This window comes from Psychrobacter sp. KFRI-CH2-11 (assembly GCF_038239325.1).
GTDB classification, from domain to species: Bacteria; Pseudomonadota; Gammaproteobacteria; order Pseudomonadales; family Moraxellaceae; genus Psychrobacter; species Psychrobacter celer.
Map to the genome: position 1 here is coordinate 133,919 of NZ_CP151283.1, position 20,386 is coordinate 154,304.

At 45.9% G+C, this 20,386-nt stretch carries 18 protein-coding genes; 10 read left to right on the forward strand and 8 right to left on the reverse strand.

What is annotated here, in order from left to right; translation table 11 throughout:
* The first annotated feature begins 105 nt into the window (after positions 1-105).
* From AADH33_RS00560 to AADH33_RS00590, 7 genes are all read left to right on the forward strand, one after another.
* Positions 106-1,674 (forward strand): transferrin-binding protein-like solute binding protein, encoded by a 1,569-nt coding sequence (locus tag AADH33_RS00560; RefSeq protein ID WP_348549214.1) that lies wholly within the window; start codon positions 106-108, stop codon positions 1,672-1,674.
* 103 nt (positions 1,675-1,777) lie between these two features.
* Entirely contained in the window at positions 1,778-3,274 is a 1,497-nt protein-coding gene (locus AADH33_RS00565; RefSeq protein ID WP_348549215.1) for a surface lipoprotein assembly modifier, read from the forward strand.
* A 34-nt stretch (positions 3,275-3,308) separates the two neighbouring features.
* Complete coding sequence (locus tag AADH33_RS00570; RefSeq protein WP_348549216.1) at positions 3,309-4,583, forward strand: lipoprotein-releasing ABC transporter permease subunit; 1,275 nt, start codon at positions 3,309-3,311, stop codon at positions 4,581-4,583.
* Positions 4,584-5,259: 676 nt separating this feature from the next.
* Positions 5,260-6,297, forward strand: a complete 1,038-nt coding sequence (locus AADH33_RS00575) for a DUF1852 domain-containing protein (RefSeq protein ID WP_100750118.1) — start codon at positions 5,260-5,262, stop codon at positions 6,295-6,297.
* 87 nt (positions 6,298-6,384) lie between these two features.
* Positions 6,385-7,413, forward strand: a complete 1,029-nt coding sequence (locus AADH33_RS00580) for a methionine synthase (protein ID WP_075102468.1) — start codon at positions 6,385-6,387, stop codon at positions 7,411-7,413.
* Positions 7,414-7,456: 43 nt separating this feature from the next.
* Complete coding sequence (locus AADH33_RS00585) at positions 7,457-7,960, forward strand: flavin reductase (RefSeq protein ID WP_075102469.1); 504 nt, start codon at positions 7,457-7,459, stop codon at positions 7,958-7,960.
* Between the two features lie 66 nt (positions 7,961-8,026).
* Positions 8,027-8,863 (forward strand): sulfite exporter TauE/SafE family protein, encoded by an 837-nt coding sequence (locus AADH33_RS00590; protein WP_075102470.1) that lies wholly within the window; start codon positions 8,027-8,029, stop codon positions 8,861-8,863.
* Positions 8,864-9,042: 179 nt separating this feature from the next.
* Here AADH33_RS00590 and glmS read toward each other — a convergent pair whose 3' ends face one another.
* From glmS to hisF, 7 genes are all read right to left on the reverse strand, one after another.
* A complete protein-coding gene (gene glmS / locus AADH33_RS00595; protein WP_348549217.1) occupies positions 9,043-10,887 on the reverse strand; it encodes a glutamine--fructose-6-phosphate transaminase (isomerizing) in 1,845 nt (614 codons plus the stop codon).
* Positions 10,888-11,052: 165 nt separating this feature from the next.
* Entirely contained in the window at positions 11,053-12,429 is a 1,377-nt protein-coding gene (gene glmU / locus AADH33_RS00600; RefSeq protein WP_348549218.1) for a bifunctional UDP-N-acetylglucosamine diphosphorylase/glucosamine-1-phosphate N-acetyltransferase GlmU, read from the reverse strand.
* Between the two features lie 134 nt (positions 12,430-12,563).
* Positions 12,564-13,154 carry a phosphatidylglycerophosphatase A family protein gene (locus AADH33_RS00605; RefSeq protein WP_348549219.1) on the reverse strand — a complete coding sequence of 197 codons (591 nt, stop codon included), beginning with the start codon at positions 13,152-13,154 and terminating at the stop codon, positions 12,564-12,566.
* A gap of 3 nt (positions 13,155-13,157) precedes the next feature.
* Complete coding sequence (gene thiL / locus AADH33_RS00610; RefSeq protein WP_348549220.1) at positions 13,158-14,186, reverse strand: thiamine-phosphate kinase; 1,029 nt, start codon at positions 14,184-14,186, stop codon at positions 13,158-13,160.
* A gap of 2 nt (positions 14,187-14,188) precedes the next feature.
* The gene (gene nusB, locus AADH33_RS00615) at positions 14,189-15,124 is read right to left on the reverse strand and encodes a transcription antitermination factor NusB (protein WP_348549221.1); all 936 of its coding nucleotides are present in this window, start codon (positions 15,122-15,124) and stop codon (positions 14,189-14,191) included.
* 505 nt (positions 15,125-15,629) lie between these two features.
* Positions 15,630-16,160: a 6,7-dimethyl-8-ribityllumazine synthase gene (gene ribE / locus AADH33_RS00620; RefSeq protein WP_207970090.1), complete on the reverse strand. Its 531-nt coding sequence runs from the start codon at positions 16,158-16,160 to the stop codon at positions 15,630-15,632.
* Positions 16,161-16,298: 138 nt separating this feature from the next.
* Positions 16,299-17,081 (reverse strand): imidazole glycerol phosphate synthase subunit HisF, encoded by a 783-nt coding sequence (hisF, locus tag AADH33_RS00625; RefSeq protein ID WP_348549222.1) that lies wholly within the window; start codon positions 17,079-17,081, stop codon positions 16,299-16,301.
* A gap of 188 nt (positions 17,082-17,269) precedes the next feature.
* Here hisF and AADH33_RS00630 point away from each other — a divergent pair, with 188 nt between their 5' ends.
* Genes AADH33_RS00630 through AADH33_RS00640 form a run of 3 tightly spaced genes read left to right on the forward strand, consistent with a single transcriptional unit; the run spans position 17,270 to position 19,723 of the window.
* A complete protein-coding gene (locus tag AADH33_RS00630; RefSeq protein WP_348549223.1) occupies positions 17,270-18,439 on the forward strand; it encodes a homoserine kinase in 1,170 nt (389 codons plus the stop codon).
* A 51-nt stretch (positions 18,440-18,490) separates the two neighbouring features.
* Positions 18,491-18,814, forward strand: a complete 324-nt coding sequence (locus AADH33_RS00635; RefSeq protein ID WP_348549224.1) for a hypothetical protein — start codon at positions 18,491-18,493, stop codon at positions 18,812-18,814.
* The gene (locus tag AADH33_RS00640; protein WP_348549225.1) at positions 18,815-19,723 is read left to right on the forward strand and encodes a class II glutamine amidotransferase; all 909 of its coding nucleotides are present in this window, start codon (positions 18,815-18,817) and stop codon (positions 19,721-19,723) included.
* Positions 19,724-19,756: 33 nt separating this feature from the next.
* On the opposite strand, the gene AADH33_RS00645 is transcribed toward AADH33_RS00640, so the two are convergent.
* Entirely contained in the window at positions 19,757-20,374 is a 618-nt protein-coding gene (locus tag AADH33_RS00645) for a YchJ family protein (protein ID WP_348549226.1), read from the reverse strand.
* Positions 20,375-20,386: the final 12 nt, after the last annotated feature.

Consider the following 20,386-nt stretch of genomic DNA (forward strand, 5'->3'; position numbering starts at 1 on the left):
AATCTGAGCGTCAAGCTGTTCGCTTCCTACGTGCTGTAGTCAATAGCGAAGTATACTGTACTGTCTATACATAAGTAGTTCTTACATCGATATGAGGAAATAAAGATGAAACAAAAGTATTTAGCATTAGCCCTGAGTGCTGTCTTCGCAACAGCTTTGGCAGGTTGTGGTAGCGATAATGATAGCAACTATAATCCACAGACTGAAACTCCAGATACAGAGACTCCAGATACAGAGACTCCAGATACAGAGACCCCAGATACAGAGACCCCAGATACTGAAACTCCAGATGTTCCTGGTGCAGATGAAGACTCAGGTATTACTGACCCAGCTGAAGGTGGTAACTTCGAAACTGATAAATCTGTAGTTGGTCAACAGTATATTCGTGGTAGCAGCTCTAAGTTCGATTTCACTGAGCAAACGAATAGCGATATTGATAACGATGGCAGCTCAACTGTAACTAACTTTAAAGAGTTACAGAACAAAAAAATGACAAACATCGTTGTTGCTCAGTATGCAGATAAGTCAAACCCTAATTCTGATGGTACCCCAGGCGTTGTTCAGTATATTTTAGGTGCTAAGCCAAACAGCAATCCTGATGTTGTGGATGAAGATTCTTTGCAACAACAAAATGATCTCGATGCTTTAGGTGCTTTTGTTAATGTAACTAAGACACAAGAAGAAAATGACGCACCTTCGTACAATATCACAGGTGTTGAATCTATTACTGATACCGCAAAAAACAATACCAATATTACTGAAGGCTATGAAGATTCAGTCGCTGCTTCAGTAGAGGAAAAAAACAACGTACGTATATTTGGTGCATTGTCAGGTATTGATGGTGATAACGTAGTAAATAATAGCTCTGCCTATTATGTAAACGACAATAAAGGCAACAGCGTAGATCTCAACGCGAACGATTATGATACTGACGGCTTTGACGTAAAAGGTATCAAGCTGAACAACGTACAATATGGTCGCGTAACTGGCAACTTAGAGTCTAAAGCAGTTAGCGAGATTGCTGGCAAATCATACGTAAAAGCTAAGTTCGCTGATAAAGATATCGCAGGAAATACCTCACAAACTGATATCTATTTCTATCGTGGTCTAAACGCTACAGATATTGATACTGTTAATAGTATTACAACTGGTAAATACCAATATGCTGGTCATGCCCTAATGTATGGTATTGACAACAGCTATAATGGTAAAGGCGGAGCAGGTGATTCTAACTCAGTAGCCTTCGGTAATAATGGTGAAGCTATTGGTAACTTTGTACAAGCTGAGTTCGATGCTGAAACACGTGAAGTAAAAGGTAGTATCTACAACGTTTGGAACCGTGACACTGTAAATGACAATGGCGATACTGTAAGAACGACTGAGCAAGTTGATCTTGTTGATTTCGGTGGTAATGTGAAAGGCAACACTATTATCGGTGACGCTAATCTAACTTACGACGAAACTAATAAAGGTAGCTTTAAAGGTAGTTTCTTTGGTGATAACGCTGAAGAAATGGGCGGCGCTCTAAACTCTATTTCTAGCCAATATGGCAAATCAGAATGGGGCGGCGTATTTGGTGCACAGCAGTTAGCAGGTGACAAACCAACTGTAACACCAACCCCTGATGATACTGTACCACCTATCTTCAACACTGGTAAAGACAGTAAAAAATAAGTTATTATTTTTATAACATATTTTAGTTACCACAAAACGGCCATCTATAAAATAGATGGTCGTTTGCGTATCTATTGATCATAACTTACCAATTGGAACCTTTATGCAATATTCGAGATATTCTAAAATGTATGGTGCTTTGGTGTTGATTATAGGCTGTACTAACATGACGGCTTACGCTGCTAATGCCCTACTAGCTCCGCAAGATAGGTCACCAGAGGCCTATGCAAATATAACTGACCAAATAGTAGAGTCTGATGATGTAAAAGATCTTTCAACAGACTTACCTTCGGAAGATTCTGGTCCAACTATGACAAAAGAGGAAAGTAAAGCTTATCTCAAAGCCAATCCTAGTGAGTTTGAGACATTGCTAGGTAATATGCTGAAACAAGGTAATGCTGAAGCTTTAGAAGAGCTATTGCCTGTATATAAACAAGTTCCCAACTATGATCCTTCTGTTATAGATTGGGGCAATGCTATTATCGCTGCCAAGAAAGGAAACCTAGACGAAGCGGTACGTATATATCGTAAAATTAATGCACAGCTACCTGAAGTTAAGATTTTAAGGTTCCAGTTAGCCATGGCATTATTTTATAATCGTCAATTTGTCGCCGCAAAGTCTGAATTTGAAAGGTTACGTGGTGAGACTACTGTAGAAGCTGATATAAACGTTATTAATAACTATTTAGAAGCAATCAATAAGCAAAATAGTTGGGACTTTAATGCCTCTGTTTCTTATATTGACGATAACAATATTACCAATGGACCAGAACAAGGCACCAGTTTAGATTTAGGTAATGGGCAGATGATTACCTACACTTCACCTAGCGAATCAGGTAAAGGTTTGAACTTTCGTCTAAATGCTGATAAAAAATGGTTGAGAGATAATAAGGTGTTTACGGCTGTTCATCTCAATACCTATGGTAAATACTACTGGGATAATAAAGATTATAATGATATGACTGCTGGTATCGGTGCTGGTATTGGCTATCAAAATGCAATGACTGAGGTTGAGTTTGTACCCTTCTATAATAAACGCTGGTACGCTCAAGGTAGAAATGGTGATGGTAATCTACACACTTATTCAGACACTCTAGGAGCTAGAGTAAGTCTAGGCCAGTTCCTTACTCCCAAACTGCGGTATCAAGGCCTAGTAAGTTATTCTAATACTGATTATATAGACCGCTATGCTTTTAATGATGGCAAGGATTTACTGTTTTCTAACACGGCAATCTACTTTCCAAATGGCCAGCAGTATTGGACCTTTGGTGTAGACTATGTTACCAAGAGCTCGAAAGATGATTCTCAGGCTTTTGATCGTCCTGGGGTAAGAGTTGGTTGGGGTCAAACTTGGCCAAAAGGTTATACGACTAGACTGAACTTGGGTTATGCTGAACGTAATTACGATGGTGAAAACTTCTTTGGTATTAAACGTGAAAACAAAGAATATAGTGCTGGTATTACAGCGTGGAACAGAGGGTTTTCAATACTAGGGCTGACTCCTAGAGTCAGCTGGGACTATAGCAAAGTTACCAGCAATTCGCCTTTTGAAGAGTACGATAAGAACGATGTTTCAGTCGAGCTAACCAAAGCATTTTAGTATTTATACTTCATAGAAATAAGAGAAAGTAATTATGTACCGCCCTTTACCACTTTTTATAGGATTGCGGTTTACTCGCTCAAAAAACGCTAATAAATTTTTATCGTTTATATCATTAGTATCTATGACTGGCTTGATACTCGGTGTAGCTGCTTTAATTGTCGTAATGTCAGTACTTAATGGCTTTGAGGATGCCCTGTCTAAGAGGATTTTAGGTATGGTTCCTCAAGCTTCAATTTATGCCTCGCAGCCTTTAGAGGACTGGGTTAGCATTGCGAGTATTGTAGAAGAGAGCGATCCGAATGTTATTGGCACAGCGCCTTTTGTACAAGCTCGAGGTATGTTGTCTCTAGGAGGAGAAGTCAACAGTACTATCATAAATGGGATAGAACCCAGCTCTCATGCTAACGTTTCAATCCTTAAAGAAAGCATGGTGGCTGGTGACTTTGACAGCTTAGACGCAGGTAGCAAACATATTATCCTGGGTGAATACGTAGTAGAAAAATACGGCTTAAAAATTGGCGACAAAATAGGAATTATTATTTCTAGTCCTTCTCGTTCTACAACTGGTGTTACGCCAACCTTTCATAGCTATACATTAACCGGAGTGTTCCATGTAAGTCAAGAGATAGACAAGTGGATGAGTTACATCGCTATGGATGATGCTTCTGACATAGTTAATTCAGACCACGGTGCTGCCGGTATTAGGCTTCGTTTAAAAGATGTTTTTTTATCCAAAGAAGCAGCTAAGAATGCGCACGCTGCAGTGTCTAATACTGCTTCATTACATCAGAATCTATCTACAAAGCTTACTTTTACAAGTAATGATTGGACTCAAAGTCATGGTAGCTTGTATAGCTCTATTCGTATGCAGAAAACGATAATGTCTTTATTGTTATTTCTAATTATCTTAGTCGCCGCCTTCAATATTATCTCAACATTAGTAATGAGTGTTGTAGAGAAAAGATCTGATATAGCAATATTGCGGACTTTTGGTGTCTCAACTAAGTTAGTTTCACGTATCTTTATAGTACAAGGTATGTTTATAGGGATGAGCGGCATATTGATTGGGACAGTACTCGGAGTTCTACTTTCTCTTAGTCTCCCAAGTGTTTCTTGGTGGGTAAATACAACATTTAATTTAGGTTTGTTTGATAATTATTTCGTTGAAGCTTTGCCAGTTAAGCTTGAAGGTGTAGATTTGTTTTTTATTTTATTATCGACCTTTGTCGTGGTTTTATTATCGACGATTTATCCTGCTTATAGCGCAGCGAATATTGAACCAGTAAAAATATTAAACAGTGAGTAGATGGATAACCCTCTCCAACCTATGACATATAAAAACAGAATTAAGCTACCTGATTTAGTGTCTATATTGGCGTAAAGCCACGGTTACCCATATTTTGGCGTTTATGATTATAGTGATACAACCTGTTTTCTGTGTATTTGCGTACTTATTCTAAATGACCAGGTAGCCCCTGATTTCACCAATCATACCTCATGGCTCTGTTGATATGCTCCACATAAGCATTTTTTTTAAGTTGCAGGCTTAAGATGATGCCTTGTTTGAGTGCCCTGTTCATTTTTTAATCACATTGCTAATGTACTTAAAATCATTATCGCTTTTCATTTGTATCAAGCGATCTCGGTATTCAATTGACTAACTCTAGATAAGTAACCCCTTCTAATAGGCAGTGAGAAATCAATATCGCCGTGAGTTCTTTACGGTTATGATCGTCAGTCATATTAAAAAGTTTAAAAGCTCTGCCATCTGTTGATCCATTATGCATAAAGTCCATGCTTCCAGCTTTATTTAGTTTTGTCAGGTATTCCTCTTGGTTTCCGCTCATTCATTTAGTCTATAAAGTTGAATTAAATTCATCTTATATTTAAATAACATCGTTTTTATTCATGTAATAGATTGGGTATGATTTATCTCATACAGACCTTGGATTCATATCAAAAAATAAAGGTAGCCAATTATCATGACTAAACCATTTACCTACTCCATCTCAAGTATTCGTTTTGATGAAAACTATCAGCCAGCTGATAGCACGCGTTTGACGACCAACTTTGCCAACTTGGCGCGCGGTGCCAGCCGTCAAGAAAACCTACGCAAAACGCTCACTATGATAAACAATCGTTTTAATGCCTTGGCGCATTGGGACAACCCTCATGCCGACCGTTACTCAGTAGAAGTCGACATCATCTCGGCAGACTTGGACGTGGAAGGCAATGGCAACACTTTCCCTGTCATCGAGACATTGCAAACCACCATCATCGATCACAAAGAAAACACCCGTATCGATGGCATGATTGGCAACAGCTTTTCTTCTTATGTCCGCGATTACGATTTTAGTGTTGTCTTGCCAGCGCATTTCGCTCAAAACCCTGAGTGCCCGCCGCCGGAGGATTTTGGCGACTTGCACGGCAAGCTGTTTCAGCATCTGTTGAACTCAGACGCTTACCACGCAAGATTTAACAAACAGCCTGTCATTTGCCTGAGTGTGTCGACTAGCAAGACTTATTATCGCACGGGCAACCAGCATCCTGTCTTGGGGACTGAGTACAGACAAGACGGTGGCTCATTGAACAAAGGGTCATTGACCGATGAGTACTTTTTTAAAATGGGCTTAAGCGTTCGCTACTTTATGCCTGAGGGTAGCGCGGCGCCTTTAGCCTTTTATTTTGCTGGTGATTTGCTCAGTGACTATACCGACCTTGAGCTGATCAGTGCCATTAGCACTATGGAGACGTTTCAAAAGATCTATCGCCCAGAGATTTATAATGCCAACGCCGCTGCCGCTCAGGTGTACCAGCCAAGCCTAAACTATCAAGACTATTCACTCACCCAAATAGTCTATGACCGCGAGGAGCGTAGCCAGTTGGCGGTGACACAAGGCAGGTTTACCCAAGAGGCCTTTATCCAGCCGTATCAAGCCATATTAGAGGAATGGGCGACAAACTACCCAGTGCAAACGCCAGCGCTAAAACAAACCGCGGCAAAAAGACAAGCAGCATGATGGCATCAGTGACCTATCAGGCAGTTATCTGTCGTTTATTAGACAACCAAACATAGTAAAAACTATCACAGTAAAAAGAGACAAGCCATGGACATATTATTACCAACTTCTACTGCTGGCAGCTTGCCAAAACCTGTATGGCTGGCTGAGCCTGAGAAGCTGTGGTCACCTTGGAAGCTAGCAGGCGATGAGCTGCTAGAGGCCAAGCAAGACGCGCTACGGGTGTCACTGCAGGAGCAAGTACAAGCAGGCATTGATATCGTGAGTGATGGCGAGCAGACTCGTCAGCATTTTGTCACCACCTTTATCGAGCATCTTGAGGGTGTGGATTTTACCAATCGTGAAACGGTCAAAATTCGTAATCGCTATGAGGCCAGCGTGCCGTCGGTAGTGGGCAATGTCAGTCGCTCAAAGCCTGTGTTTGTAGATGATGCAAAATTTTTACGCAGTCAAACTGACCAGCCGATCAAATGGGCATTGCCCGGGCCGATGACCATGATTGATACTTTATATGATGGTCATTATAAAAGCCGTGAAAAACTGGCGTGGGAGTTTGCTAAAATCTTAAATCAAGAAGCCCGAGAGTTAGAAGCAGCTGGTGTGGATATCATTCAATTCGACGAGCCTGCATTTAACGTGTTTTTTGATGACGTCAATGATTGGGGCATCGCTACGTTGGAGCGTGCTATCGAAGGCCTAAAGTGTGAAACAGCGGTGCATATTTGTTATGGTTATGGCATCAAAGCCAATAACGACTGGAAAAAGACACTGGGCTCAGAGTGGCGTCAGTATGAGCAGGCCTTTCCAAAGCTGCAACAGTCGAGCATAGATATTGTCTCGCTTGAGTGCCAAAACTCGCACGTCCCGATGGATCTGATTGAACTAATCCGCGGTAAAAAAGTAATGGTCGGTGCCATCGATGTGGCGAGCGATAGTATCGAGACGCCTGAAGCGGTGGCAGAGATACTACGCAAAGCCTTGCAGTTTGTCGATGCAGACAAGCTGTATCCGTCCACCAACTGCGGCATGGCACCACTATCTCGCGGCGTTGCACGCGGTAAATTAAATGCGTTGAGCGCGGGCGCGGCAATCGTGCGTAAAGAGCTGGGCGCTTAACGTCTGTCTGACACGGGTCACATGCTAACTGAGGATAAAAGCGATGATTGAAGCAAGCGGTTTTAGAGAGGCCATGTCTTTGTTGACGACAGCAGTCAACGTGGTCACTACAAACGGAGACACAGGCCGACATGGTTTTACTGCCTCTGCGGTATGTAGTGTCACAGACACGCCGCCAACACTGCTCGTCTGTATGAACCAAGCCTCGCGCTCACACAGTCATTTTATCGACAATAAAACGCTGAGCGTCAATGTGTTGGGCACTCAGCACCAACAGTTATCTAACGTGTTTGCCTCAAGGCTCAGCCCAGCAGAGCGATTTGCCCATGGTGCTTGGACGGAGCTGAGCACTGGCGCGCCTGTGCTAGAAGATGCGCTGGTGAGTTTTGATTGTGAGATTGAACAGGTGCAAGAAGTGGGCACGCATAGTGTGTTTATGTGCCGCGTGGTCGCCATCAAACAGTCTGGCTCAGCAGGTATCAACGATGAGAGTTTGGTATATTTTAATCGAGCCTACGCGCGCGTGGGTCAGACAGACTTGGCATAAATGCAGGGCACGCGTGTATCAATACAATCATCCTTTCACTAAAATCAAATAAGAAGTAGCTATCCTGTGGAATTAATCATTTTTTTAGTAATAGGCGCGCTCGCAGGGTTTGCGGCAGGGCTGTTTGGGGTAGGCGGTGGTACCATCATCGTACCGCTATTGTTTATCGTCTTTACCCAAATGGGTTATGATGCCGACGCGATCATGCATCTGGCGTTAGGGACATCGCTTGCCACCATCATCGTCACCTCGATCAGCTCTTTGATGGCGCATAATAAAAAGGGCGGCGTCATCTGGCCGGTCTTTAAAAATCTGGCACCTGGTATGGCGCTTGGGTGTTTTCTAGGTGCAGGGATTGCTGGGCAAATCTCTGGGCTGTATCTGCAGATTGTTGTTGGGGTGTTTTTGCTGTGGGTCGCTTATAAGATGTTTTTTGCTGGTAAAAAACAAGCCATGAATAATGCCAATAGCGCCAGTAGTGGTGCCAACTATCGCAATACAACACTACCATCAAAACCCAAGCAGCTCGCAGTAGGCGGCGTCATCGGTATTGCCTCAGCTATCTTTGGGATTGGCGGTGGCAGCTTAACGGTGCCATATCTGACGCGTTATAATGTGGTGATGCAAAAAGCGGTGGGCACCTCAGCGGCGTGCGGTCTACCGATTGCGGTTGCAGGCGCTCTAGGGTTTATGCTCTTTGGGATGCAAAAGCAAGTAGATGTGCCCAATACCATCGGCTTTGTGCATATTTATGCCTTTTTAGGTATTAGTATCATGAGCTTTTTTACCGCAAAATTGGGCGCAAAAGTCGCTCATATATTATCACCGCAATTATTAAAGAAATGTTTTGCGGTGTTATTGACCGTCGTTGGGTTTTATTTTCTGTATAAAGGGCTGGTTTAGAGAGTGATATTTGTATAATAGGGCGTGTTCTCTTTAGAGAGAGAACACGCCCTAATCATATTATTTCCGTTAACAACGTTCACTAAACCCTTTGCTATCTAGTAATGCTAGACAGCAAAGGGTTTAGTGTTATACAATGGTTTAATTTATAAAAAACCATTTAAAATCAATAAGTTGTATTATTCGACCGTCACTGATTTTGCGAGATTACGAGGCTGGTCGACATCTGTACCGCGCATCACGGCCACATGGTATGACAGCAGCTGCACAGGTATGCTATAGACGATAGGGGCCAGTGTCTCGCAAACCTCAGGCACATAGACCACGTGCATTCTATCTTCTGCAACCATCTTGCTCTCTTCACTGGCGAAGACAAACAGCTCGCCATGGCGCGCATGCACCTCTTGCATGTTGGCTTTGAGTTTATCAAACATACTGTCTTTTGGCGCGAGCACCACGATTGGCATGTCTTTATCCACCAAGGCTAATGGGCCGTGTTTTAGCTCGCCGGCGGCATAGCCTTCAGCGTGGATATAAGAGATCTCTTTTAGCTTCAATGCGCCTTCTAGTGCAATAGGAAATTGTAAACCGCGACCTAAAAACAAGCAGCTTTTCTTATATTCAAAATGCTCGCTCATGACTTTGATAGGCGCATCGAGGTGTAAGCTGGCATGCAGTTGGCCGCGCAGCGCTTGTAGTTTCTCTAGCAGCATGCTCAGCTTCTCGCCTGTCATGCGCGCTTGGACGGCGCCTACCTTTAGCACCAGTAGCATCAAGGCGGCCAGCTGAGTGGTAAAAGCTTTGGTGGAAGCGACACCAATCTCAGGGCCTGCAAGCGTTGGCAAAAAGATATCGGTCTCACGTACCAAAGACGACGTCGGTACGTTGCACAGTGCCAAGCTCACAAGACCGGCTGGTGTGTGTTTTTGAATATCGCGTAGCGCCGATAAGGTATCGGCTGTCTCACCAGACTGCGAGATGCAAATGACCAGTGTGTTATCGACGACGACCGGATTGCGGTAGCGAAACTCACTAGCCACTTCGACTGAGCACGGCACACGAATGAGACTTTCAAACCAATACTTTGCCACCAAACCTGCGTGATAACTGGTGCCACAAGCGATGACTTGGATCTGTTTAATGCTTTTTAACTGCGCTTCATGACGCTGTAAAAAATCATCGCGCAGCTTAGATGGCGCATCGCTATCTACTGCCATCTCAATGGTACGAGCAACTGCATCTGGCTGCTCGTAGATTTCTTTGAGCATATAATGTCTGAACTCGCCTTTATCGGCATTATGCTGGGCGGCGTCAATCTCATGTATTTGACGTTTTACTTTTATACCGTCTGCGTATACTTCAATGCTATTTCGGGTTAATTTAGCGATATCGCCTTCTTCTAGATACATAAAGCGGTTGGTCACGGGCAGAAGTGCTAGCTGATCGGACGCGATAAAATTCTCGCCAATCCCCACACCGATGACCAATGGCGAACCTAAACGGACGGTAATCAGCTCGCCTGGGCAATCGATATGCACAATGCCAAGGGCAAAAGCGCCGTGCAACATGGGAATGACCGCACGCACCGCGTCTAATAAGTCAGGTGTGTTTTTATAGATATCATTGATTAAGTGCGCAACGACTTCGGTATCGGTCTCTGAGGTAAACTCGTAGCCTTTTGCTATCAGCGTTTCTTTAAGCTCGGCATAGTTTTCCACAATGCCGTTATGCACCACCGCGATCTTACCAGAGATATGCGGATGGGCGTTGCGCTGGGCAGGCTCGCCATGTGTCGCCCAGCGGGTATGGGCAATACCGATATGACCATCAAAAAATTCAGGGTTGACGGCGACGGCATCGATTAAGGCTTGTACCTTGCCCACTTGGCGTTCGCGATGTAGCTCGCCATCACGAATGACTGTTAGGCCAGCGGAGTCGTAGCCGCGGTATTCCAAACGTTTTAGTCCTTCAAGTAAGATATTGGCGATATTACGCTCAGCAACTGCTCCAACGATTCCGCACATAATTATTCCTTAAATTTTATGTTTTCATACCATGTGATTTTGCAAGGCATCAGCACATGGATAATCATTAATCTATAAATATAAATAAGCAGCACCACAAATTATTGTCGTACTGCCTTAGTGGTCTTACCACCGTTTTTATCGTGTTGACGATCACCGCCGTCTTTATTTTTTAGTTGGACGCTGAAAGTTCTCTTTTTGCGTTTGCCGAGCGCGGCCAAACGCTAAGGCACTGGCATCGACATCCTTGGTAATCACCGAGCCTGCCGCTACAGTTGCTGTATCACCGATGGTAACCGGTGCCACCAAGCTGGCATTGGAGCCGATAAAGGCGTTGTCCTCAATGATGGTTTGTGACTTATTGGCACCATCATAATTACAGGTAATGACACCTGCACCGATATTGACGCCTGTCCCGACGGTCGAGTCGCCCACGTAGCTTAAGTGATTGACTTTGCTGCCTTGACCGATGGTGGATTTTTTGATTTCGACAAAATTACCGACCTTGCTCTGGTCTGCTAGTACGCTTTCAGGACGCAAATGCGCAAAAGGCCCGACATCGACACCAGTGCCAATCTTGGCATGATCAATGACGCAGTAGGGTTTGATGTGACAAGCATTGCCGATATGAGCGTTTTTGATGACGCATCCTGCCTCGATATAGACATTGTCGCCTAAGGTACAATCACCCTCAAACACCACGCCAACATCGACAAACACATCTTGACCGGCGCTTAGGGTCCCTCGAATATCGACACGACTAGGATCGGCAAACTGCACGCCGGCTTCTTGTAAGTCGGCGACTAACTTTCCTTGCCACGTCCGCTCTAAGCTGGCGAGCTGCTGACGGTTATTGACGCCTTCAATCTCAAAGGTATGCTCAGGCTCGATCGCAGCGATAGCGATGCCATCGGCCACGGCCATCTTGACGATATCTGTCAGATAGTATTCTTGTTGGGCATTGTCGTTTGAAAGTTTCGGCAAGTATTTATGAAGCAGAGCATTATCGACGCAGTAAATACCGCTATTGATTTCTTTGATGGCTTGCTCATCAGCGCTGGCGTCTTTTTGTTCAACGATGGCTTCGATATTACCGTTGTTGTCACGTTTGATACGGCCTAGCCCAAATGGGTTATCTACCGTTAGCGTCAGCATCGACATGCCATCGGTATTGGCCGACTGTAATGCGGTTAACGTCTGGCAACTGACCAATGGTACATCACCATAAAGAATCAGGCTTTGCCCGTCTTTTGGCAAATCAGACAGCGTGACCTTGACCGCATGCCCGGTCCCTAGCTGCTCAGTTTGTGCCACCCAAGTAAGGGCTGACTGGGCATACTGGGTGGTGATTTCAGCTTTGACTTGCTCACCGCCAAAACCATGCACGATGATGGTCTCATCGACCGTCAGCTGGTGACAGGTATCTAAGACGTGAGCGAGTAAAGACTTGCCAGCCAATGTCTGCAGGACTTTGGGTTTGGCCGACTGCATACGCGTGCCTTTACCCGCTGCTAGGATAATTACCGAAAGAGGAGAAGTCATAATGGCCTACAAATGTAACAAGATATGATTTGAATTATAACGTAAATGCGTAACCAACCAAACTGCTAAGTCGTGACATCTTTGTAACGTCTTATTTGCAGCGTCACGAAATGTGCTAACGACTCATAGCAGCATCAGTTAGCAAGTGATAATACGCTACTATAAAGAACAATCCAAACAATTGCCGCCATGATACCTGCGATGATGTCATCGAGCATGATACCTAAGCCACCGGCGACTTTTTTATCCGCCCAGCCGATCGGTGGTGGCTTGATGATGTCAAAAAAACGAAACAGGATAAAGGCGATAAGAAGCGCGATGAGAGAAGAGGTTTGGCTGATATTTTGCCAAAAACTGCTATCGGCAACGCCCATATAAGACATCGGCAGCAAAGTGAGCCACATACCCGCCCATTCATCCCAGACGATATGCGGGTTATCGTGACCGCCCATCAGGGTGGAGGTTCTGCCGCATATTGAGTTACCAACGACACAAGACAATATAGTGATTATCAAAAACGGCAAAAAGCCGAAACTCATCAGCGGTATCGCGACGAGTAGCCCGCCCACTGTCCCCCATGTGCCGGGGGCACGGCGGGGCAGGCCACTACCGAGACCAATACCAAGCCAATAAACCACACGATCGATCGTGCTGGCCGTGGCAGGTAGAGGCGGGCAGTCATTGGCTTGCCGGATGTCAGGCTTGGATAGATCGTGATCGGTCATGGATTAACCTGCAAAGTGTTGGTAACCCGTCAGCGTGGGCCATGTGGCAAAAGGGGCAGGGTGCGTCGGTGTTACCCGCTGTCCTTGATAATACAGCTCAGCATGCCTATTTGTTGCCGTGTCTGCCTTGGCCAATGCTATCACCTCGCCAATACAGGTCACTGGCGTATCACTGATATCGTTGACGGGTGGCTCGATATCAGCAGGTAAAGTAAAAGCCAGCTCGTAGTCGTCGCCACCTGCCAGCTGGCATAGTAAGCGCTCAGATATATCCACGCTCGCTAACGCTTGGCTGGTTGGCAGCTGCTCTAAATCAAGACGTATGCCAACGCCACTTTGCTCGCAGATATGCCCAAGGTCTTGATACAGACCATCAGAGATATCGATCATCGCTGTGGCGCCCACTTTGGCCAGCGCGGCCCCTAAGGTGATACGCGGCGTCGGCATGTGCAAGCGATGCGCCAGCGCTATGCCTTGGCTGCTATCAGGATGCTGCAGCGCATATGCGGCATCCCCAAGCGTGCCTGATACATAGACTTTATCACCGACTTGCGCGCCTGAGCGATAGACGGCTGGTGTATCAGCGGCTAAAAACCCTTGCGCGCTAACGCTTAACACTAAGTTATCGCTGCGCGTGGTATCACCGCCTATCAGGGTCACGCCAAAGAGCTGGCAGGCATGAAACAAACCCTTGGCAAATTCAGTGAGCCAAGTCTCAGTCGCTAAGCGCTCAGGTAATGCCAGCGCCAACAAAATACTGTGCGCCGCCGCACCCATCGCAGCGATATCTGAGACATTGACCGCGACCGCTTTATAGCCAATTTGAAAGGCTAATTGATGTATCTCATCCCAGTCGGCGCTAAAATGCCGCCCTTGAACAAGAGTATCAATGCAGCTGACCAAGCGCGCGCCTGTAGGCACGCTCATCACCGCCGCGTCATCACCGATGCCTTTTTCGACGTCCGTTGCCGTGCGTGCTGGCGATATTTGCATCTGTGCAAAGATGCGCTCGATCAGCTCAAATTCATTCATGGTTAGTCTTTACTTTTTTCGTCTGAGTTGACAAGGTTTGAATCATGTAGCCCCACATCGGCGGCAGTGCTCTCAGGGGTAGGCGCGGCTGCTGCCTCATTATGTCCTTGCGCACTGGCTTTTTTGCTGGCTCTATAATCACTGATATTTGCCTGAGCCTTGTTAGCACGTGGCCGTTTAATGGCTTTATTGGCACTGATACGAGGTTTGCCAGTTGTGGTCGGCGTCTCGCTGGTGTCGTCAGCGTTAGTGACAGCCTTGGTTTCATCAGTAGTTTGCGGCTGCGGCTGTGCGGCGGGCGCAGCGGCTTTTTGTGAGCTGCGGCGGTTGGCCTTGATGTCGGCCTGTACTTCGAGGTCACGCAGATCTGTGGCCATTTTATCGAGCACCGCGTTGATTAACTTGTGCGCGTCAGTGGCGCCAAAGTGATTGTTGAGCTTCATTGCTTCATCTAGTACCACTTTATAAGGAATCTCTAAGCGGTTTTGCAGCTCGTAGGCACCAATCAATAAAATAGCATGCTCAACAGTGTCTAATTTATCGATATCGCGATCGAGATGCTGACTGATAAGCGCATCTAGTGCTTCGATTTGCTCGGGAATATCGCGCATCATTTCGTGATAGTAGCCGATATGTACCGTATGCATGGCGTTGGTCGCACGGGTGCGCGCGGCGATATCGTGCGGCGCATTGTCTTTCCAGCCAAGCTTACCGTCTTTATCAAAACGGCGGTCGGTGACCAGCCATTCATATAAGCCTTGCATGGCAAAGCGTCTGGCTTTGCGCACAGCGGTGTGACTGGTCTTATAAGAAGACTCACTCATATCAAATTTTTGCTCACCTGCACTGCTGCTTGCGAGACGAGTCGCTTCAGCTTGTTGGTCATTGGTCTGTGCGGTTTTTGCAGCGTTGATGGCGCGCTTGAGTTGGTCAGTCATAGGGGGTAAATACCTGAATGTTAAGTGGCTGTTTTGAGTAACTGCTTTTATTAACTATTTTTTGATTGACTGTATTCATCAATTATTTAACGACTATTTAATATAGATATATTGATACCAATAGCGTCAGGGTACAATCAGCTTGATTGTAAAAAATAGCCTGTGATAAGAAAAGCATAGACGTTTGAACTAAAAATGTTAAATAGTAATCGACTGGCAGATGATGACAATCGAGTGTTAAAGCAAAATTGCAGCGCTTTGTCGGCAGTGCCGCGAGCTTTAAGACACTGACGCTACGAGTTTTTAACCCATCAGCGCCAATCAAAAACAGTAAAACAATAAATAATAAATCTATAAAACGACTGCGATGTAGTAGATTCAATTTAAAAATGTTATAGCGCTACTGGTATAAACTTTCCTTGCGTGCTGTATACACAGAGGTTGCGCAAAATTCATCCCAGTCGCGCTTTGGAACTTATGCCAGTTTGGTTTTCAACTGACTATATTACGCGTCATTATCATTGTCGTAATCGTCATCAATATCTAACTGTGATAAAACCGCTAGCATCTCAAGGACGACCATCGCTGCTTCTGAGCCTTTATTGCCCGCCTTCGTGCCTGAGCGCTCAATTGCCTGCTCGATGCTGTCAGTGGTGATAACGCCGTTGGCCACAGGGATATTATAATCAATCGCAACGCTGCTCAGACCCTTGGCTGACTCGCTAGCGACAAAGTCAAAATGTGGCGTGCTACCACGGATGATCGCGCCGAGGGCAATGATGGCATCAAAACGATCTGACTCAGCGGCGCGCTGGGCGACAAGGGGTAGCTCAAAGGCACCTGGTACACGAATCACAGTGATGTTGCTGCCCAATACGCCATGACGTAGTAAGGCGTCGATAGCCCCGTCAACTAATGACTCGACGACAAACCCATTAAAGCGGCCAACAACGATACCGATACGTGCCGCTTCGTTTTGATGCAAGTTACCATCGATATGGGTAATATCGTTGCGCTGCTGCTGTAAATTTGACATAAAAAATCCTTTGAATAAGTAGCATTATAAGCAAAATTTTTGTACAAAATCTCGATTGTTTTCAATAGTTAACTGACAAAAATAAATAAGTAGCGCTATGATAACATTTTTTGTCAAGGCAGTTGTATTTTACCAAGCTTATAGGCGCATGGGTATGCCTTTTGCTGCCATATAGGCTTTGGCCTCCGACACGGTGTATTCGCCAAAGTGAAAGATACTGGCTGCCAGCACCGCATCAGCACCACCTTCAAGCACACCATCCGCCAAATGTTGCAGGTTGCCCACGCCGCCAGAGGCAATAACAGGGACATTGACGCGGCGGGTAATCTCACGCATCAGCGCCAAATCATAGCCTTTTTTGGTGCCGTCACCGTCCATCGAAGTAACGAGTAACTCGCCAGCACCCAGATCGGCCATCTTGCTTGCCCAAGCGACGGCATCAATGCCAGTCGGCTTACGTCCGCCATGGGTAAAAATCTCCCAGCGTGGTGTGAGTACGCCATCCACCTCTACATCTTCAACGCGTTTGGCATCGATGGCGACGACGATACATTGGTTGCCAAATTTTTGCGCCGCCTCTCCGACGAATTCAGGCGTAAAAACAGCGGCTGAGTTAATCGCCACTTTGTCCGCGCCAGCATTGAGCAGGTTACGAATATCAGCGATTTTACGCACACCGCCGCCGACGGTTAATGGGACAAATACCGTCTCCGCCATACGCTCGACGGTATGATAAGTGGTATCACGCTCATCGCTGGTGGCAGTAATATCCAAAAAAGTAATCTCATCAGCGCCTTGTTCGTTGTAGCGCTGCGCCACTTCGACAGGGTCGCCAGCGTCTTTGATATCGACAAACTGTACGCCTTTGACCACGCGGCCATTGTCCACGTCCAAACAAGGAATGATACGCTTTGCTAACATAGGGTCTTTCACCTTATAATCAATTCAACCATAAGCGCTAGTCTAGCAAAATCACTGCCATATCAGGCAGGTTTTCACAAGATTATTATGCTATTTATGATGGTTTGCTGATGCGCGGGACGATTATTGTCATTAGCGTCCAGATTTATTCTATTTATCTTCTTATCCAATTGCCAAAGTGAGATGTCATGTCCGTCTATACCCAGTTAACTGATGATCAATTTGCCGCCTTTTGCCAGCGTTTTGGCGTGTCATTTTCCCGCGCGATTCCGATTACCCAAGGCATCAAAAACTCTAACTGGTTTATTCAAACGACGGACGATGTCGATGGCGCGCACGCTTATGTGTTTACCTTGTTTGAAGAGCGCCCACCAGAGGATATCGAAAAAATGGCAGTGATATTAAACCAACTAGATGGCAAGCTGCCGGTCGCTGCCCCGCTGGCACTGGTAGCATTAGGTGCTGATGATAACGCTGATACGAAAAAACGCTATGTCATTCATTATGAGGACAAAGCAATCACCTTGGTGCCGTGCTTGGCAGGCGCCCATCCGCAAGAGACCACGCCTGCGATGTGTCATGAGATCGGCGCGGCGTTAGCGATGCTGCATGAGACCTTGCAAGCGCTACAACCGGCACAAGACTACGGCGTGCCCCTCTACCCGTGGAGCGAGGTGCGCGACCGTGAAATGCAGTTTATGCCCGGCGATGAAGCCAAGCTCATGCGTGATATTTGGCAAGCTTACTCAAATCTACCTCTGACCGACTTACCAAAAGGCTTGTGTCATCTCGATATGTTCGCTGACAATACGCTATGGGACTTGACTAAAGGGCAGGAAAAGCTAACAGGTCTATTGGATTTTACTGAGGTCAGTGTCGAGCATTATGTGATGGATATCGCCATTACCATCAATGATTTTTGTACCACGTGGGGCGATGCCGAGCAAGGTGAAAGGGTTCATTTTGACCGTGAAAAAATGACGGCCTTTTTACAAGGCTATGAATCCAAAAGAGTGCTTACTGATATTGAAAAGCGTGCCATGCCGGTGATGCTTGCCAAGGCAGCGGTGATTTTCTGGCTTTTGCGTCTTAATGTCATTCATTACAACCGTACCGAAGGTCGGACGGGCGACAATATCATGGTGAAAAATCCTGACCTCATGAAGCGTCTGGCGGCTTATCATTGGGCCCATGTCGAAAAATCGCAAAAGACGGTATTTGTATTATCAAATGATAAGAGCGACAAGCAAATCATTGGCGTATTTAGTGATATCACCCACGCTGAGCAAGCGCGTGCTACTTTACGTAATCGTCGTGAGTTGAGCATCAAAGAATATACGCTCGATCAATTGGCGTAAGTTTTTTCTGCTCGATACCATTTTTTGCATCCAAACCACAGAGGTGACCCTATGACCGATCAAGTTGATAACTGGCACAAACTGGCACGCTATGACACCAATATGCAAGGTGAGCTGCATGCCAATCTGCTGCGTAATAATGGTATCACGGTGTCCTTGCAGCCGCTCAGCGCGATGCCAGGGATGAATTCAGGTATTATTCTATGGATACAAGATACCGAGCTGGCGCATGCCAAACGTATCTTGGACAGTATCGATACCGAAGGCGCGACGCCCTATGAGATGTTTGATGAAGGGGCAGAAAATGGCGCAAGCGCGACTGTACATCCTACAAAAAACGACGACCATAACGACAATCATGATGGTGATCTATAAATGTGCCAGCTCTTAGGAATGAACTGTAATACCCCAACCGATATTGGGTTTAGCTTTGCAGGGTTTCGTCGTCGCGGCGGTATGACGGACAGTCATGAGGACGGCTTTGGTATTGCTTTTTTTGAGCGTAGTGACTGCACCAATAATGGCGAGACGGCAAACGACTCAACAGGGCTACGTTTGTTTCATGACAATCGCCCAAGCCATCTGTCGCCAGTGGCAGATTTGGTCAATAATTATCCGATTAAGGCCATGAATGTCATCGCCCATATTCGTAAAGCCACGCAGGGACAAAACTGTCTGGCAAATACCCATCCTTTCGTTCGCGAAGTCTGGGGCGAGCAGTGGGTATTTGCCCACAACGGGCAGATGAATGGTGAATTTATCAAGCGCTGTCAGCGTCTGCAAGACAATGGCAACGCCTCGCACTGCCAACCTGTTGGCAGCACCGACTCAGAAATGGCGTTTTGTTATCTGGTCAATCGCTTAAAAAGCACTTTTAAAACCCGTCCTGACGACCAGACGCTGTTTAACTTTTTGACCACGCAGTGCCGTTATTTATCGGCCAATGGCCTGTTTAATTGCCTAATCTCCAACGGCCGCTGGCAATTGGCGTATGCCGGTAGCTTGTTGTTTTATCTCACCCGCCAAGCACCATTTGGTGAAGCGAAACTGGCGGACGATGACTTAGCGATTAACTTTAGCGATGTCACCACCGATACCGATAAGGTGACGATTTTGGTGACCGTACCATTGACTGAAAATGAAAAATGGCAACAGTTGGCGGTCAATGAATGTCTGATATTCTCTGAGGGTGAGATTATTTATAAAGACAGCCCAAGCCAGCGTAAGTTTTTGACCATTGATGAAGGGATTGCAGTGGCACGGGCGGTTGGGGCCAGTGTATAGCGCCGGCAGGCACCGTATCGGTTTTAAAGTGAATTAACTGTATAATCCACAACAGCGCTTAAACTTCTCACCCGAGCCACAAATACACGGCTGCTTTTGGGCGACAGACATAGGAACGGTTGGGTCGAGAAAATACCAACGCGTATCATGATGGGCTTTACTCACTACCTTTACAAAGGCAGACAACTCGTGATGCGCTTGCAAGCCATCAGGCGTTCTAAAATAAGCTTTAAATTCGACCTGCGCGTGCCGTTTGCCAAGCTTTGCTCTGTGTTCTACAACCTCTAATCCTGCCCAATCGGTCTTAGTGGCCCATTCCTCAATCGCTGTGACATCGAGCAAGCTTTGCTGCGCGGGTAGTGTGGTTTTGACGATGTATTCTGGCTTGATAAGCACAAAAGCGCTATAACGCGTGCGCATCAGACGCTCCGCTGTTTCTGCCTGTACGCCGTCAGTTTTATCCGCTTCTTTATTCACTTCTTTATTCACTTCTTTATTCACTTCTTTATTCATTTCTTTATTCATTTCTTTATTTAAAACGCTGTCATGATAAGGTTGACAGCAGTCTTTATAAAGTAGGGGCGCGGTGGCGGTCTCTGACGCGGGGTTGATTTGGCAAGGGCAGGTTTGGAGGGCGGCAGAAGTCGACATAGTGTACTCTCA